Annotated in this window: 14 protein-coding genes; 6 read left to right on the plus strand and 8 right to left on the minus strand. The window is 70.7% G+C overall.

The annotated features are described in order from the left end of the window. Nucleotides 1-29 precede the first annotated feature (29 nt). Nucleotides 30-2,195 carry a discoidin domain-containing protein gene (locus tag DFJ67_RS22140; protein WP_239097549.1) on the minus strand — a complete coding sequence of 722 codons (2,166 nt, stop codon included), beginning with the start codon at nucleotides 2,193-2,195 and terminating at the stop codon, nucleotides 30-32. Between the two features lie 434 nt (nucleotides 2,196-2,629). Between DFJ67_RS22140 and DFJ67_RS22145 the strand changes: the two genes are divergently transcribed. The 4 genes from DFJ67_RS22145 (at nucleotide 2,630) to DFJ67_RS22160 (ending at nucleotide 7,193) form a co-directional block, all read left to right on the plus strand. After that, nucleotides 2,630-3,901 carry an ABC transporter substrate-binding protein gene (locus tag DFJ67_RS22145; protein ID WP_116069738.1) on the plus strand — a complete coding sequence of 424 codons (1,272 nt, stop codon included), beginning with the start codon at nucleotides 2,630-2,632 and terminating at the stop codon, nucleotides 3,899-3,901. A gap of 78 nt (nucleotides 3,902-3,979) precedes the next feature. Beyond that, entirely contained in the window at nucleotides 3,980-4,912 is a 933-nt protein-coding gene (locus DFJ67_RS22150; protein ID WP_116069739.1) for a carbohydrate ABC transporter permease, read from the plus strand. 62 nt (nucleotides 4,913-4,974) lie between these two features. Then, nucleotides 4,975-5,805 (plus strand): carbohydrate ABC transporter permease, encoded by an 831-nt coding sequence (locus DFJ67_RS22155; protein WP_409362976.1) that lies wholly within the window; start codon nucleotides 4,975-4,977, stop codon nucleotides 5,803-5,805. Continuing rightward, nucleotides 5,802-7,193: a GH1 family beta-glucosidase gene (locus DFJ67_RS22160; protein WP_116069741.1), complete on the plus strand. Its 1,392-nt coding sequence runs from the start codon at nucleotides 5,802-5,804 to the stop codon at nucleotides 7,191-7,193. The genes DFJ67_RS22155 and DFJ67_RS22160 overlap by 4 nt, the downstream gene beginning before the upstream one ends. 6 nt (nucleotides 7,194-7,199) lie before the next feature. Here DFJ67_RS22160 and DFJ67_RS22165 read toward each other — a convergent pair whose 3' ends face one another. Together DFJ67_RS22165 and DFJ67_RS22170 are read right to left on the minus strand one after the other, a co-directional pair. Beyond that, entirely contained in the window at nucleotides 7,200-7,379 is a 180-nt protein-coding gene (locus DFJ67_RS22165) for a hypothetical protein (RefSeq protein WP_116069742.1), read from the minus strand. Between the two features lie 87 nt (nucleotides 7,380-7,466). After that, nucleotides 7,467-8,993, minus strand: a complete 1,527-nt coding sequence (locus tag DFJ67_RS22170; protein WP_116069743.1) for a M28 family peptidase — start codon at nucleotides 8,991-8,993, stop codon at nucleotides 7,467-7,469. A gap of 169 nt (nucleotides 8,994-9,162) precedes the next feature. Between DFJ67_RS22170 and DFJ67_RS22175 the strand changes: the two genes are divergently transcribed. After that, nucleotides 9,163-10,491 (plus strand): multidrug effflux MFS transporter, encoded by a 1,329-nt coding sequence (locus DFJ67_RS22175; RefSeq protein WP_239097550.1) that lies wholly within the window; start codon nucleotides 9,163-9,165, stop codon nucleotides 10,489-10,491. Nucleotides 10,492-10,641: 150 nt separating this feature from the next. On the opposite strand, the gene DFJ67_RS22180 is transcribed toward DFJ67_RS22175, so the two are convergent. Beyond that, nucleotides 10,642-11,169 carry a histidine phosphatase family protein gene (locus DFJ67_RS22180; protein WP_203784362.1) on the minus strand — a complete coding sequence of 176 codons (528 nt, stop codon included), beginning with the start codon at nucleotides 11,167-11,169 and terminating at the stop codon, nucleotides 10,642-10,644. 82 nt (nucleotides 11,170-11,251) lie between these two features. On the opposite strand from DFJ67_RS22180, the gene DFJ67_RS22185 reads away from it, so the two are divergent. Continuing rightward, the gene (locus tag DFJ67_RS22185) at nucleotides 11,252-12,745 is read left to right on the plus strand and encodes a dihydrolipoyl dehydrogenase family protein (protein ID WP_116069744.1); all 1,494 of its coding nucleotides are present in this window, start codon (nucleotides 11,252-11,254) and stop codon (nucleotides 12,743-12,745) included. On the opposite strand, the gene DFJ67_RS22190 is transcribed toward DFJ67_RS22185, so the two are convergent. Genes DFJ67_RS22190 through DFJ67_RS22205 form a run of 4 tightly spaced genes read right to left on the minus strand, consistent with a single transcriptional unit; the run spans nucleotide 12,724 to nucleotide 15,943 of the window. Beyond that, a complete protein-coding gene (locus DFJ67_RS22190) occupies nucleotides 12,724-13,257 on the minus strand; it encodes a DUF6886 family protein (protein ID WP_116069745.1) in 534 nt (177 codons plus the stop codon). The genes DFJ67_RS22185 and DFJ67_RS22190 overlap by 22 nt on opposite strands. Nucleotides 13,258-13,269: 12 nt before the next feature. Beyond that, nucleotides 13,270-14,712: an FtsX-like permease family protein gene (locus tag DFJ67_RS22195; RefSeq protein ID WP_116069746.1), complete on the minus strand. Its 1,443-nt coding sequence runs from the start codon at nucleotides 14,710-14,712 to the stop codon at nucleotides 13,270-13,272. Beyond that, the gene (locus tag DFJ67_RS22200; RefSeq protein ID WP_116069747.1) at nucleotides 14,709-15,410 is read right to left on the minus strand and encodes an ABC transporter ATP-binding protein; all 702 of its coding nucleotides are present in this window, start codon (nucleotides 15,408-15,410) and stop codon (nucleotides 14,709-14,711) included. The genes DFJ67_RS22195 and DFJ67_RS22200 overlap by 4 nt, the downstream gene beginning before the upstream one ends. Further along, the gene (locus DFJ67_RS22205) at nucleotides 15,407-15,943 is read right to left on the minus strand and encodes a PadR family transcriptional regulator (RefSeq protein WP_116069748.1); all 537 of its coding nucleotides are present in this window, start codon (nucleotides 15,941-15,943) and stop codon (nucleotides 15,407-15,409) included. The genes DFJ67_RS22200 and DFJ67_RS22205 overlap by 4 nt, the downstream gene beginning before the upstream one ends. Between the last annotated feature and the right edge of the window lie 20 nt (nucleotides 15,944-15,963).

The raw sequence follows: 15,963 nt of genomic DNA on the forward strand, positions 1-15,963 counted from the left end.
GCTCACCGGCCACCCCGCCGTGGTGGGCCTTAGTTCTGGTAGACCCGGACGTAGTCGACGAGCATCCGGGACGGGAACGGGGTCGTGGCGTCGACGGGACCGGGGAAGTCGCCGCCGACCGCGAGGTTGAGGATCACGTAGAACGGGTGGTCGTAGACCCAGGGACCGCGGGTCGCCTCGACGGTCGCCTTGTTGGCCACGAAGACCGTGGTGCCGTCGAGCTTGAAGGTCATCCGTTGGCTGTCCCACTCGACGGCCCAGACGTGGTAGTCGTTGGCCAGGTCGACGCCGCCGGGTGCGGTGTATTTCTGTCCGTAGCCGGCACCGCCGTTGTAGGCGGGTGCGTGCAGGGTCGAGTAGCCCTCCGTCGTGTTGCGGCCGAGGACCTCCATGATGTCGATCTCACCGTTGTAGGGCCACGGGCGACCGGTCAGGAAGTCGGCGCCCATCATCCAGAACGCCGGCCAGAAGCCGTTGCCCTTCGGCACCTTGATCCGGGCCTCGATCCGACCGTATTGAACGGAGAACTTGTTGCCGGTGTTCATCCGGTGCGAGGTGTATTGCCGGCCGCCGGCGGCCTCGCGGCGCGCCTCGATGACCAGCGACCCGGCGCCGTCCATGTTGGCGTTGTTGTTGTTGGTGTAGTACTGGAGCTCGTTGTTCTGCCCCGTGCCGGTGTCGATCGTCCACTTCGTCGGGTCGGGCTTGCTGCCCGCCGCTCCGTTGAACTCGTCACTCCACACCAGACGGTTGGCGGGGAACACCGGGTCCGCCGGCATCGCGGGCGGCGTGGTCGGGTTGCCGCCGGTGCCATACACCTTGAACTCCCAGAGCGAGTAGCCGTAGGTGCTGGACCGCGCGGTGCCGAACATGCGCACGTAGCGGCCGGTGCCGGTGACGTTGAGCGTTTCCTTGAAGCCGGCGCCGGTCGTGGTGGAGTAGATGGTCGTCCAGGTGGCGGCGTCCGGTGACACCTGGATCTGGTAGGCCCGGGCGAACGCCGGGTCCCACTGGAGCACCACCTGGGTGATGCCGGCAGTGGCGCCGAGGTCGACGTAGATCCAGCCGGGGTCGACCCAGCCGGTGGTGGCGCTGGTCGCCCAACGGCTGGCCGGGTCGTTGTCGAAGGCGCGGGCCGGGGTGCACTCGAAGCAGGCGCCGTCGTTCTGGCTGGTGCTCGCGACCGCCGGCTTGTTGTAGGACAGCAGCCGCACGGTGCCAGTGGGCGGGGGATCGGTCGGCGGCGGTGTCGTGGGCGGTGGTGTCGTGGGCGGCGGAATCGTCGGTCCGCTACCGGTACGAACCTGGAACTCCCAGAGCGAGTAGCCGAAAGCGGTGCCCCGCGCGGTGCCGTACACCCGCACGTAGCGACCCGATCCGTTGACGGTCAGCACCTGGGTGCCGCCGGTACCCGTCGTGGTCGAGTAGATCGACACCCAGGTGGTCGCGTCGGTCGAGGTCTGCACCTGGAACGCCCGCCCGTAGGCGGCTTCCCACTGGAGCGTGACGCCGCAGATCGTCTGGGTGCTGCCCAGGTCGACCTGGAGCCATTGCGGGTCGGCGGCGGCGCTCGACCAGCGGGTGCCGGTGTTGCCGTCGACGGCGGAGCCGGCCGGGAACGTGGCGCTCTGGATCGACGACGCGGTGGCGGGACGGCCCAACGCGGCGTTGGCGGTGCCACAGCCTCCGGAGCCGGCGATGGCACCGTAGACCTGGAACTCCCAGAGCGAGACGCCGTACCCCGTGGCCTTGGCGGTTGCGTTGACCCGCACGTAGCGACCACTGCCGCTGACCGTCAGGTCCTGGATCCCGCCGGTGCCGTTGGTGGTGGTCGAGATGGTCGTCCAGGTCGTGCCGTTGGCCGAGGTCTGGACGGTGAAGGCGGTCGCGTACGCGGCCTCCCAGTTGAGCACGACGCGGCTGACCGTGGCCGTGTCACCGAGGTCGACCTGCACCCACTGCGGCACGCTGAAGGCGCTGGACCAGCGGGTCGCGGCGTTGCCGTCGAAGGCGGCGGAGGCCGGCGTGCCGGCATTCTCGGTTGACGAGGCGGTGGCGGGGTGTCCTTGCGAGATCAGCGGATCCGCCGCCGCGGCGGTCACCGCGGTGACCACCAGGAAGCTGGCGAAAAGTGCGAGCACAGCGGCGCCGAGCGCGGCCAGGCGCCATCGTCGGCCGGGCATGACCCGACTCATGTGGGTCTCCTTTACGTGGGACGGGACGTAAAGAGAGCGCTCTCTTCCGCGCCACTCTGACGGGTCGCTTCAGCCCTGTCAATGGCTGATGGCTGTCGATGGCTCAACGCGGCAAACCGGCCCGCCGACTGGCCTGATTCGTGAGTCTCGATCGCTTGACGTGGCGTCGCGGTGGGGAGAAAGTGTGGGAAGCGCTCTCCGAGCCAGGTCTTGCGGCATGTAACGAAACCGCAACGGGTTATTGACATGGCGCTCACGTTCCTCGATGGTCGGGAACCAAGTGAGAGCGCTCTCTCTCATCCGGCGCAAGGCACCCCCACCACCGCAGCACCTCCCAGACCAAGATCCGTAAAGCACCACCCGCCGGCCGCCACACCTGCTCTGGAGAGCGCTCTCCGAATCCTGCCCAGATAACCGATCGCCTGGAGGAGTCCATGCGCCGCAGGTTCACCGCGGTCGTCCCGATTGTTGCCGCCGCACTGCTCGCGACGGCGGCATGCGGGAGCGACGACGGCGACAGCCAAGCTGCCGACGACGGTCCGGTCGCCCTTACGGTCGCCACGTTCGGCGAGTTCGGATACAAAGAGCTCTACGCCGAGTACATGCAGCTGCACCCCAATGTGAAGATCACCGAGCGGATCACCAAGACCGAGGACCACCACAAGAACCTCGCCGCCCACCTCGCGACCAACACCGGCGCCGCCGACATCGAGGCGCTGGAAGAGGGCTGGATCGGCCAGTTCACGGCGCAGCCCTCGAAGTTCGTCGACCTCTCCGAGTTCGGGGCCAACGACATCAAGGCGCAGTGGCCCGAGTGGAAGTGGAAGGTCGGCACGTCGAAGGACGGCAAGGTCATCGGCCTCGGCACCGACGCGGGCGGCATGGCCATGTGCTACCGGAGCGACCTGTTCAAGAAGGCCGGGCTGCCCACCGACCGCGCCGAGGTCTCCAAGCTCTGGCCGACCTGGGAGCAATACATCGAGACCGGCAAGAAGTTCGAGGCGGCCAAGGTGCCGGGCGCGCACTTCTTCGACGGCCCGACGGTCATGTACCGGTCGATCCTCGGCCAGGCCCCCGTCGGTCTCTACGACGGCGACAACGTCGTGGTCGACAGCAACCCCGACGTGAAGAAGGCGTTCGACCTCTCCGCGCAGGCCGTGACCTCGGGGCTGTCGGCCCGCGCCGAGGCGTGGACGCCGGCCTGGAACGCCGGCTTCGCCAAGGGCACGTTCGCCACGCTGGCCTGTCCCTCGTGGATGATGGCCTACATCCAGACCCAGGCCAAGGACGCCACCGGCAAGTGGGACATCGCTGATGTTCCCGGCGGCGGGGGCAACTGGGGCGGCTCCTGGCTGACCGTTCCCAAGCAGGGCAAGCACACCAAGCAGGCGTACGAGCTGGCGAAGTGGCTGACCGCTCCGGAGCAGGAGGTCAAGGTCTTCCAGAAGTACGGCAACTTCCCGTCGACGATGACCCTCTACGGCGACCCGGCGATCAAGGACTTCAAGAACCCGTACTTCAACAACGCACCGGTCGGCGAGATCTTCTCCAAGTCGGTGACGACGATGAAGCCGCAGTACCTCGGCCCGAAGGCCGGCGACATCAACACCCAGATCATCAACGGCCTCACCCGGATCGAGCAGGGCAAGCAGACGCCCGACCAGTCCTGGCAACAGGTTCTGACCGACGTCAAGGCACTTCTCTAAGAGATCCCCGCCCGCCTGGTCCCGGTGCGCTTTCGGCGCCCGGGACCACGGCGCGCCAAGCAACCGGAGGTGACGGGGATGACCCAGTTGGCGACGGAGGAGCGGGTGGTGCCACGCCGCGGCCTGCTGCACCGCCTCGACGTCAAGGGCTCGCCCTACCTGTACATCGCGCCGTTCTTCCTGCTGTTCCTGGGGTTCGGCGTCTTTCCACTGATCTTCACGGCCTGGGTCTCCCTGCACGACTGGAGCCTGCTGTCCGAGGAGCACACGTGGATCGGCTTCGGCAACTACACCAAGCTCTTCGACGACCCGGCGTTCTGGAACGCGTTGTGGAACACCGTGTCGATCTGGGTCCTCTCCACCGTGCCGCAGTTGTTGCTGGCGCTCGTGCTCGCGCACATCCTCAACCAGCGGCTGCGCGGGCAGACGTTCTGGCGGATGAGCGCGCTGATCCCCAACATCACCAGCGTCGCCGCCGTGGCCATCATCTTCAGCCAGCTCTTCGGCCGTGACTACGGCCTCATCAACTGGGTGATCGGCCTCTTCGGCGTCGACAAGGTCGACTGGACCGCCAACACCTGGAGCTCGCACGTCGCGGTGTCCACGATGATCATCTGGCGGTGGACCGGCTACAACGCGCTGATCTACCTGGCGGCGATGCAGGCGGTGCCCAAGGAGCTCTACGACTCGGCCTCGCTCGACGGCGCGACCAGCTTCCAGCAGCTCCGGAAGATCACCGTGCCGGCGATCCGGCCGACCATCATCTTCACCGTCATCATCTCGACGATCGGCGGCATGCAGGTGCTCGCCGAGCCGTTGCTGTTCGGTGGCAACGGCCTGACCGGCGGTTCCGACCGGCAGTTCCAGACCCTCGCGCTCTACCTCTACGAGGTCGCGTTCGGCCGCTTCGACTTCGGCTACGCGTCCGCGAGCTCGTGGGTGATGTTCCTGATCATCGTGATCGTCGCGGCGATCAACTTCGGGATTACCAGCCGGCTTAGGAGGAGCTGATGGCCACTACCCTCGCCCCGCCGCCCCGGCATGTGAGCCCGACGCCGACGGCCCGCCGCCGGATCCGCCGCGCGTTCCGCCGCCGGCCCGGCAAGTTCACCTACCTGGTGCTGACGGCGATCGCGTTCTTCTCGTTCTTCCCGCTCTACTGGTCGGTGGTCGTCGCCTCCCAGGACAACAGCGCCCTCGGCAAGATGCCGCCGCCGGTGCTGCTCGGCGGCAACCTCTGGTTCAACCTCAAGCGGGCGTTCACGATGGTCCCGTTCGAGAAGGCCCTGATCAACTCGTTCCTGGTCGCCGGTTCCATCACGCTGAGCGTGGTGCTCTTCTCCACGCTGGCCGGCTTCGCCTTCGCGAAGCTGCGCTTCCGGGGCCGCAACATCCTGCTGCTCAGCATCATCGCGACGATGATGGTGCCGACCACCCTCGGCATCATCCCGCTCTACATGCTGATGGCGAAGATCCAGTGGACCGGCACCATCTACGCGGTCATCGTCCCGGCGATGGTCAACGGGTTCGGCGTCTTCTTCATGACGCAGTATCTGTCCGAGGCGGTGCCGACCGAGTTGCTGGAGGCCGGCCGGGTCGACGGCTGCTCGACCATCCGGCTCTTCTGGCACGTGGTGCTCCCGGCCGCGCGGCCGGCGGCCGCGGTGCTCGGCATGCTGACCTTCCTGACCGCGTGGAACGACTTCTTCTGGCCGCTGGTCGTGCTGACACCTGAGGATCCGACCGTGCAGGTCGTGCTCTCCACGCTGTCGGCCGGCCGGATCACCGACTATTCGCTGGCCCTGACCGGCGCGCTGATCGCGATCCTGCCGTTGCTCGTCGTCTTCGTGGTGCTCGGCAAACAGATCATCGGAGGAATCATGCAAGGAGCCGTCAAGGGATGACCATCGTCGAGGAAGCCACCGACGCCCATCTGCTGCGGTTCCCGGAGGGGTTCCGGTGGGGCGCGTCCACCGCGTCCTACCAGATCGAGGGCGCCGCACAGGCCGACGGGCGGTCACCGTCCATTTGGGACACGTTCGCGCGTACACCCGGAATGGTCTTCGGCGGGCACACCGGCGACGTGGCCTGCGACCACTACCACCGGTTCGCCGACGACGTCGGCCTGATGGACGACCTGGGCCTGCGCACCTACCGGTTCTCGGTCGCCTGGCCGCGGATCAAGCCAGACGGCGGCGGCCCGGTCAACCCGCGCGGGCTCGACTTCTACGACCGGCTCGTCGACGCGCTGCTCGAGCGGGGCATCGAGCCGATGGCCACGCTCTACCACTGGGACCTGCCGCAGGTGCTGGAAGACCGGGGCGGCTGGACCAACCGGGACACCGCCTACGCGTTCGCCGAGTTGGCCGCCGCCACGGTGGCCCGGCTCGGCGACCGGGTGCCGACCTGGGGCACGCTCAACGAGCCGTGGTGCTCGGCGTTCCTCGGCTATGCCAGCGGGGCACACGCGCCGGGGCGGCGCGACCCGCGGGCCGCGTTCGAGGCCGCACACCACCTGCTGCTGGCACACGGCGCCGGGGTCGCGGCGCTGCGGGCCGGTGGGGCGCGGGAGGTGTCGCTGACCCTCAACCTGACCCGGGTGACCCCGCAGGACCCGGCCGACCCGCACGACGTGGCGGCAGCGACGCTGATCGACGGCCTCCAGAACCGGATCTTCCTCGACCCGGTGTTCAAGGGCGGCTATCCCGACGACATGCGGGCCCTGTTCGACCGGTTCGGTGCCAGTGGGGTGATCAACGACGGCGACCTGGCCACCATCGCGGCGCCGATCGACCTGCTGGGCGTCAACTACTACCAGCCGTCGGTGGTCGCGGCGCAGGTCGGCGCGGCGGCCAACCCCAACTACCCGGGCAGCGAAGGCATCGTCTACCCGGATCAGAACACGCCGGTCACGGCGATGGACTGGCCGGTCGACCCGACCGGGCTGGGCGACCTGCTGGTCCGGCTGTCCGTCGACTACCCGGGCACGCCGCTGATCGTCACCGAGAACGGTGCTTCGTATGTCGACACGGTGGTCGACGGCCGGGTTTCCGACCCGGCGCGGATCGGCTACCTCGACGGCCACGTGCGGGCGGTGCACGACGCCATCCGCCGGGGCGCCGACATGCGCGGCTACATCGCGTGGTCACTGCTCGACAACTTCGAGTGGGCGTACGGGTATGACAAGCGGTTCGGCCTGGTCTATGTCGACTACGCGACGCAGGCCCGGTTGCCCAAGGACAGCGCGCTGTGGTTCCGCGAGGTGATCCGCCGCAACGGCCTCACCCCGTAACAGGCGTCAGGGGACGGTCCGGTCGATCGCGGCCGGGCCGTCTTCGTCGAGTTCGGCCTTGGCCCGGGCGATGTTGGCGGGAGTCGGATCCTTACCTTCGGCCTCGGCCAGGTCCTCCGGGTCCCACGGCTGCTCCGACCCGGTGCGCGGCTCCCAGCCCGGCGGCTTCTCCGTTGAATCGCTCATGCGCGAGCGCATACCCCGCTCACCGCCGCCCTATGCACGCCAGACGGGCCCCATCCGAAAGACGGGGCCCGCCGGTTGCGTTCGGCCTCAGCCCTGCGTGATCCGGACGTCGTCGACGCCGGCCTCGACCAGGCTCGCGGTGCTCGCGTCGACCGCGCGGAACACGATCCGGATCGATTGCCCGGCGTACGGGGTCAGGCTCGCGGTCCGGCTGGCCCAGGCGCCGTTGCGGTTGCTGGCCGCGCCCGCCTGGGTGAACAGGGTCGTGGTGCCGCCGCTGTGCACGACGGCCGCGGAGAACGAGTCGGCGCTGCTCGAGTTGCTGCCGTGTGCCAGATACCAGGAGAACGACAGCGTCAGCGGGCCGGTCGCGGGCAGCGTGATCGCCGGCGACTGGATCGTCGTGGTGCCGCCGTCGACGTCGAAGTCGCCCGCCGCCGTGCCGGCCGACGCGCCGGTGACAAGGTCGTTGCTGCCGCTGACGGTGGTGCCGAGTTGCTTCGCACCGCTCGACGTGGTCGCGGCCGGGTCGCCCCGGACCCACTGGCCGAGCGTTGCCGTGTCGGTGCCGGCCGGGTTGGCGGTCCAGCCGGTCGCGGTTTCGAACGTGTCGCTGTAGACGGCCGCCGGGGGAGCGGCCGGGCTGACCGCGACGTTCCAGACGGCGTACGCGATCGCGTCGGCGTTGCGGTCCAGCGCGGTGTCGTTGATGTTGGCGGTGGTGTCGCAGGCGCGGTGGTAGCAGGCGTCGTAGGCGGCGCCGGACGTGCCGCCCCACTTGGCCGCCTGGGCGGCCGTCTTGCGCTGCTCGGCGCCGGTGAACGTGCCGCCGGCCGGGATGCCGGCCGCGATGAACGGGCCGTAGTCGCTGCGGCCGTCGAAGTCGGTGCCCTCGGTCGGCACGCCGATGCTCGCGAAGTAGGTGGCCAGCACGGCCTCCAGTTGCGCCGAGCCGGCGGGGCCGGGGCCGGCGCCGGTGCCGTCGGAGTTGTCGCCGTCGTAGAGGAAGTAGCCGGGGTTCGGCGAACCGACCATGTCGAAGTTGTAGTAGGCCTCGATGTTGGCCCGCGCCGTCGCGCTCAGGCTGTCGACGTAGAAGTCGGAGCCGATCAAGCCCCGCTCCTCGGCGCCCCACCAGGCGAACCGCAGGTGCCGGGTCGGGGTCACGCCCTGCCGGGCCACCTCCAGCGCGACCTCGAGGATCGAGGCGGAACCCGAGCCGTTGTCGTTGATCCCGGGGCCGGCCGCGACGCTGTCGAGGTGCGAGCCGATCATCACCGTGTTGGTGGTGTCGCCGCCCGGCCAGTCGGCGATCAAGTTGTAGCCGGTCGCGCCGCCGTAGCTGAACGACTGCACCGCGGTGGTGAAGCCGGCCGTGTCGAGCCGGCCGCGCACGTAGTTGACCGACGCGAGATAGCCGGGCTGGCCGTGCGCCCGGTTGCCGCCGTTCGCCGTGGCGATGCTCTGCAACTGGGTCAGGGTCGCCTTGACGTTGGCCAGCGAGATGTTGGGCCCGGGTACGGCGGCGGCCGCCGGGCTGGCCACGGCGGTCGCGGTCAGTGCGACGGTCACCGCGGCCGTCAGCAGGATCGGGATGGTTCGGGGAATCCGCATGTCGCTCCCTTGTGGGTGAACGGGCATGTGCCGGCCGTATGGTGTCGGCGCCGCGCGGCGCGTACAAGACATCGATGGTTTTCTTTTGGATGTCAGCTGAAAGAGACCTGTGAGCTGAAACACCATCGATGCCGGGAATGGCGCACCGTCCAGCGGATTTGCAGCCAGTGTGATCGATCCACCCGAGCTGTCCCTGCGGCAACGCATCCGCCTCGTCGTCGTCCTCGGCTCGCTGATCGCCATCGGGCCGTTGACCATCGACATGTACCTGCCGGCCCTGCCGGCCATCACCGACGACCTCGGCACCACGTCGACGGCGGTGCAGCTCACGCTGACCGGGACGCTGGCCGGCCTGGCGCTCGGACAGCTCGTGATCGGTCCGCTCGCCGACGCGTTCGGCCGCCGCCGCCCGCTGCTGCTCGGCCTCGGGTTGCACGTGCTGGCCTCGGTGCTCTGCGTCGTCGCGCCGACGATCGGCCTGCTCGGCGCGCTGCGGGTGGTGCAGGGCCTGGGCGTGGCGGCGACCTCGGTGGTCGCGATGGCGGTGGTCCGCGACCTGTTCAGCGGCACCGCGTTCGCCCGGCTGTTCTCCCGGCTGATGCTGGTGATGGGCCTGGCACCGATCCTCGCGCCGACGCTGGGCAGCGCGGTGCTGGAGGCGACGAGCTGGCGCGGCGTCTTCGTGGTGCTGGCCGGGTTCGGCGTGCTGCTCACGCTGACCGCGCTGTTCCTGCTCCGGGAAACCCTGCCGCCGGAACGCCGCCGCCGGGGCGGCGTAGCTGACACCATGCGGACGTACGGGGAACTGCTGCGCGACCGGGTGTTCGTCGGGATGGTGCTGGTCGCCGGCTTCGCGATGGCGGCGCTGTTCTCCTACGTGGCCGGGTCGTCGTTCGTGTTCCAGGACCAATACGGGCTGAACGAGCGCCAGTTCGGCTTCGCGTTCGGCGCCGGCGCGGTCGGCCTGATCGCCGCGACGCAGTTCAACGTGCGGCTGCTGCGCCGGTTCACCCCGCAACGGGTGCTGGTCGGCGCGCTGATCCTCGGCACCAGCGCGGGTGCGCTGCTGATCGTCTTCGCCGCCACCGGCTTCGGCGGCCTGGCCACCCTGCTGGCGGCGCTGTGGCTGGTGCTGTTCGCGGGCGGCCTGGCAATGCCCAACTCGGCGGCGGTGGCGATGTCGCGGCACGGCGAGGCGGCCGGCACGGCGGCGGCGCTCCTGGGTGCGGTTCAGTTCGGCACGGGCGCCCTGGCCGCACCCCTGGTCGGCGTGTTCGGCAACGGCGCGCTGGCGATGGCGACGGTGGTCGCCGGCGGCATGGTCGCCGCGACCCTGGCACTGCTTCTGGTCGCCCGCCCCCACCGCATGACCGACCCAGACGCGGTGCCAGCCACGGCGCCGGCAGCGGCTGCGGATGCTGTGCCCGCCGCGCCGGCCGCTGTTGATGCCGCTGCGGTGCCGGCGACCGCTCCGGAGGCTGCGGCGACGGTCGCCTGATCAGCCGCGGCTGCGGCGACAGTCGGTTGGTCAGCCTGGCCCGCGGCGACAGTCGGTTGGTCAGCCTGGCCCGCGGCGACAGTCGGTTGGTCAGCCTGGCCTGCGGCGACAGTCGCCTGATCAGCCGGGCGTCCGGCGACAGTCGGCTGATCAGCCGAGGCGGCGGACGGCGGCGTCGTCGACGGCGAAGAGGTCGGGGAGGCGTAGCGCGGCCCAGAACGCCCCAGGGTCGTCGATCAACCCGTGGCTGGCCAGCCAGACCGTGAACGCCATGCCGTGGCCGGCGACGACGAGCGCGTCGCCGGCGCGGCGGTGCGCGGCGATAGCCGCGTCCATCCGCTCGGCCACGGCGGCGGGCGGCTCCCAGCCGGCCGGCACCCGACCCTCCACATAGGCCCGACGGGCCAGGCGGAAGTCGGCCGACCACGCCTCCGGCGGCCGGTCGACCTCGCGCAGCCGCGGGTCGGTCGGCACGCTCCGCCCACCCGCCGCGGCCCGCAGGGTCTGCACCGCCTTGGGCTCGTTGCTCGACACCAGGCCCGCCCCGGGCGGCAGCAGCGGCGCCAGCGCGGCCGCCGCCGCCGAACCCGCGGCCGAAAGCGGCCAGGTCGAAGGCTCCGCGGCCGAATCGGCGGCGGGCATCGCGTGCCGGAGCAGGATGAGCACGGGCTTGCGCATTGCGCAGTCTCCCATTACCGGCCAGTAGGCGTACGCCCGCGTGTTTCGCTGGATTTTGGGATCCGACCGTGAGGGGGCGGCGATGAACGGCTCGATCAACCCGGCCCGATCGGAATGGGATGTCATCGTCGTGGGCGGTGCGCCGCCGGGGGAGACGATCTCGCTCTACAGCAGCTTCGCGGGGCTGTCGGTGGCGCTGGTCGAGCAGGACCGCGTCGGCGGTGAATGCCTGTTCTGGGCGTGTATGCCGAGCAAGGCGATGCTGCTGCCGGTGCACGCCCGCAACCTGGCCGTCGACCTGCCCGGGATGCGGCAGCTCGTCAACGGCCGGCGCGTCGACGCCGACGCCGTGTTGGCCCGGCGCGACGAGATCACCTACAACCACGACGACAAGCAGTCCGTCGACCTCATGCTGAGCCACGACGTCGACGTGCTCCGGGGTCGCGGGCGGCTGGTCGGGCCGAAGACGGTGGAGGTCAGCGACGACGGCCGCACCCGGGAGATCACCGCCACCCAGGCCGTGGTGCTCTCGCCCGGCACCGATGGTGCGCTGCCGCCGATCACCGGGCTCGCCGACGCGCGGCCGTGGCGGTCGCGCGACGTGACCAACATGCACGAGGTGCCGCGCCGGATGGTCGTCATCGGTGGCGGGGTCGTTGCCTGCGAGGCCGCTACCTGGTTGCGCGGGCTCGGTGTCGAGGAGCTGACGCTGGTGTTCCCGGGGGAGCGGCTGCTGGAGATGAAAGAGCCGTTCGTGGGTGAGCTGGTGCGGCAGGCCTTCGAGGCCGACGGGATCACCGTGCGCACCGGGACGCCGGTGCACGAGGTGCTTCGGGAGAAGGTCGACGACCGGGGCATCGGGCGTACGCACGGCGACGAGGTCACCGTGACCGTCGGCGACGGCGAGCGACTCGTCGCCGACGAGGTGCTGGTGGCGACCGGGCGGGTGCCGAACAGCCGCGACATCGGGCTCGAGGCGGTCGGCGTGCCGACCACCGACCGCGGGTTCGTCGAGGTCGACGACCACCTGACGGTGCCCGGCACCGACTGGCTCTACGTGCTCGGCGACCTCAACGGCCGGGCGCTGCTCACCCACATGGGCAAATACCACGCCCGGATCGCCGGCGAGGTGATCGCGGCGCGGGCCGCCGGGAAGCCGCTCGACGAGCGGCCCTTCAACCCCTACACCGACCAGGCCGACAAGGACGGCGCGCCGCAGGTGGTCTTCTGCGACCCGGAGGTGGCCTCCGTCGGGCTGACCGAGGCCGAGGCGCTCGACCGGGAGATCCCGGTGGAGGTGGTGGAACGCGACTTCGCCGGCATCGACGGTGCCCGGCTGGCCCGCGAGCACTACGTCGGCCGGGCCAAGCTGGTCATCGACAACAGCACCGACACGTTGGTCGGCGTCACGTTCGTCGGCTCGGGTGTGAGCGAGTTGCTGCACGCGGCCACCGTCGCGGTGGTCGGCAAGGTGCCGGTCAGCGTCCTGCGGCACGCGGTCGCGAGCTTCCCGACGATCAGCGAGATCTGGCTCTACCTGCTCGAAGAGCTACGTCAGCGGCGTGCCGCGGCGTAGCGCAGGCGGATGCCGCTGAAGCCGAGCGTGCTGCCGATCACCTGGTCCCAGAACGGCCAGAGGTTGGGCAGCACCCGAAGCTGGATGCCGGCCGCCTCGTGCAACGCGAACAGGTCGCCGACCGGCTCCGGCGGGCCGAGCGGCTCGACCGGTTCGGTCGCGACGAGCGCGTGCCGGGCCGAGCCGATCGGGTGGAACGGCGCGGCCGGCAGCCGGTAGCCGTAGAGCCGCACGTCGCGCATCGCTGGTAGCGCGCGGTATTCGACGGCGTGCACCCGCCTCCCGCAGCCCGCGCCGATGATCCGATCGCGGTCGGCGGGCGTGGTTTCCGGCTGCGTCCAGGCCATCGCGCGCGGGGTGTCGCGCGGGAACCAGTAGTCGGGTGCCCGGTCGTGGCCCACCGCCCAGACGTAGGGGTCGGCCTCCGCCGAGGTGGGCGCCACGTGCGGCACGAAGCGGGTGATCGTCGGGTCTTCGGAGAAGTGCAGCACTTCTCCCTCGGCCGGGCGCATCGGCACAGTCAATCAGCCGGTGCGCAACTCCTCCACCGCGGTGCTGCCGCGCAGGAACAGCAGCCCGACCCCGACGGCGACGGCGACCGCGGCGACCGCGAGCAGGCCGTAGGAGGCGAGGGTGTCCCACGGCAGCACGTATGGCGCGGTGCGGCCGTAGTTCTCGACGCCGCCGCGGGTGTAGGTCCGGCCGACCAGTTGGGTGCCCACGAACAGCGCGAGCACGACCGACGGCACCACCGGGGCCAGCGCCTGCCAGAGGATCGACCGGGCCAGCACGCCGCGGGGAACACCCGAGGCGACCAGCGCCGCGTACGCCCGGCGGCGCGAGACGATGCCCTCGCCGACCGCGACCAGCAGGCCGCCGGCCGCGATCACCAGGGCCACCACGATCGCGAGGTCGACGAGGTTCATCGTGGACAGATAGAAGTTGTCGTCGGACGGGACGAAGTTGCCGGTGTTGTCGCGGAGCTCCGCCAGCTCGAGGTCGCGCATGATCTGGAAATAGCCGCGCATGCAGGCCGCGCCGGCGCCGACGACGACGCAGGTGAGCAGGGCGGCGAAGGTGCGCCCGCCGTGCCACGGGTCGGTGGTCAGCCGCCGCGCCGCGAGCAGCACCGCGGGCCGGCGGCCGAAGCGGTGCAGCAGCCGGCCGGTCGCGTAGGAGATCCAGCCGGTGCCCAGGATGACGCCGAGGATCGCGCACAGCGGCCCGCCGAAACCGACGACCAACACGATCCAGTCCGGGGGTTGCAACTGCCGTGCGTCGTAGTAGCGGAAGATCGGCAGGATGCTGCCCGCGCCGATGAGGCCGAGCACGATCAGCGCGCCGGGCCAGGGCAACGGCGCCCGGGTGCGGCGGGCCTGCCGGACGACGCCGAGCGGCCCGACCACGACCCGGCGCAGCATCACCGCCGCGGCGAGGGCGGCGACCAAGGGCAGTGCGACGACGACGATGCCGATGGCGACCGGTGACGGCAGGACGTCGGTCGGCAGCGGCAGCAGCCCATCCGGCCTGGGCCGGTCGAGGAGCACGCGGGCCGCGAAGTAGGCGCCGGTGCCGACGCCCGTGCCGACGAGGGCCGCGACGCCGGTCTCGGCGAGCGCGATCAGCGTGGCCTGGCCCGGGCTGGCACCGGCCAGCCGGAAGCCGGCCAGCCGCCGGTCGCGGGCCGGTGCGCCGAGCCGCGCGCACTGGCCGGCCAGGGCCAGGATCGGGATGGTCAGCATGACCAGCGTGATCGCGGTGCCGCCGCGCAGACCTGGCTCGTCGAGCAGGGCGTTGACGTAGCGGTTGTTGTTGACCCGCTCGCCCAGCTCGGGGATCGCGATGACGGTGAGCGCGGCGAGGATGACCACCGTGGCGAGCGCCGCGCTGACGGCGGTGAGGGCCACCCGCAGGCCGTCGGTGCGGCTGCCGGCCAGGGCCAGCCGCAGCAGGGTCGTCGGCTTCACCGGTTGTGCCGGCCCGAGATCGCGGTGAGGCCCAGGCCCGACGGGTCGAGCACGCCGTCGCGCAGTGGCACCTCGCGGTCGGCGTACCCGGCGACGGTCGCGTCATGGGTGATCAGCACGACCGTGGTGCGCTGGTCGCGGACCACCCGCACCAATTCGCCCAGAAGCTGCTCGCTGGTGCGCGAGTCGAGCGCGCCGGTCGGCTCGTCGGCGAAGAGCACCCGCGGCTCGGTGACCAGGGCCCGCGCGGTCGCACAGCGCTGCTGCTGGCCGCCCGACATCTCGCCCGGCCGGGTGTCGGCCAGGTCGGCCACACCCAGCCGGTCGAGCCACTGCACCGCGGCGGTCCGCGCCTCTCGCCGCCCCGTGCCGGCGAGAAGCAACGGCAGCGCGACGTTCTCCGCCGCGGTCAACTCGGCGACCAACTGCCCGAACTGGAACAGCACGCCGAACTCGGTGCGGCGCAGCTTCGCCCGCATCCGCTCCGACCACGTGTCGAGGCGGTGCTCGCCGTAGCTCACCTCGCCGGCGTCGGGCCGCAGGATGCCGGCCAGGCAGTGCAGCAGGGTCGACTTGCCGCAACCGCTCGGGCCCGTGACGGCGAGGATCTCGCCCTCCGCGACGTCGATGGTCACCCCACGCAGCGCGGGTGTCGGCCCGTAGGACTTCACCACGCCCCTGGCGCGCAGAATCGTCATGGTTGCAACTCCCGATGCAGGTCGGCGACGCGAGCCAGGGTGTTGGCCACCCAGCGGAGGTCGGCGTCGAGGTGGAGGATCGCGAAGTCGGCGGCGACCACGTCGCCGAGGCCGCTGTCCGGGTCGGTCTTGACGGCGGTCAGCGCGCGCAGCCGGTTTATGTGTGCCGTGCGCTGCGCGACCAGGTAGTCGTGGGCCCGCTGCTCGCCGCTGACCAGCACCGCGACCGCGACCTTGGCGAACAGCGTGCTGGTCACGTAGGGCGCGGGCGGCTCGACCTGGCCCAGCCACTCGTCGAGCCGGGCCCGGCCCGCGTCGGTGAGTGCGAAGCTGGTGCGCTCCGGACCGCCATCCTGGTCCTGCCCGGTGCTGGTCACCAGACCGTCGCGCTGGAGCCGGCCGAGGGTGGCGTAGACCTGGCCGAACGCGAGCGGCTTGGCCTGCGGCAGCCGCTGGTCGTGTGCGCGTTTCAGCTCGTAGCCGTGCATGGGCCCGGCGGCGAGCAGCCCGAGCAGCACATGCGGGGTCGACATGCGACCCACTATTCACTGGG

The organism is Asanoa ferruginea (genome assembly GCF_003387075.1).
Taxonomy (GTDB): Bacteria; Actinomycetota; Actinomycetes; order Mycobacteriales; family Micromonosporaceae; genus Asanoa; species Asanoa ferruginea.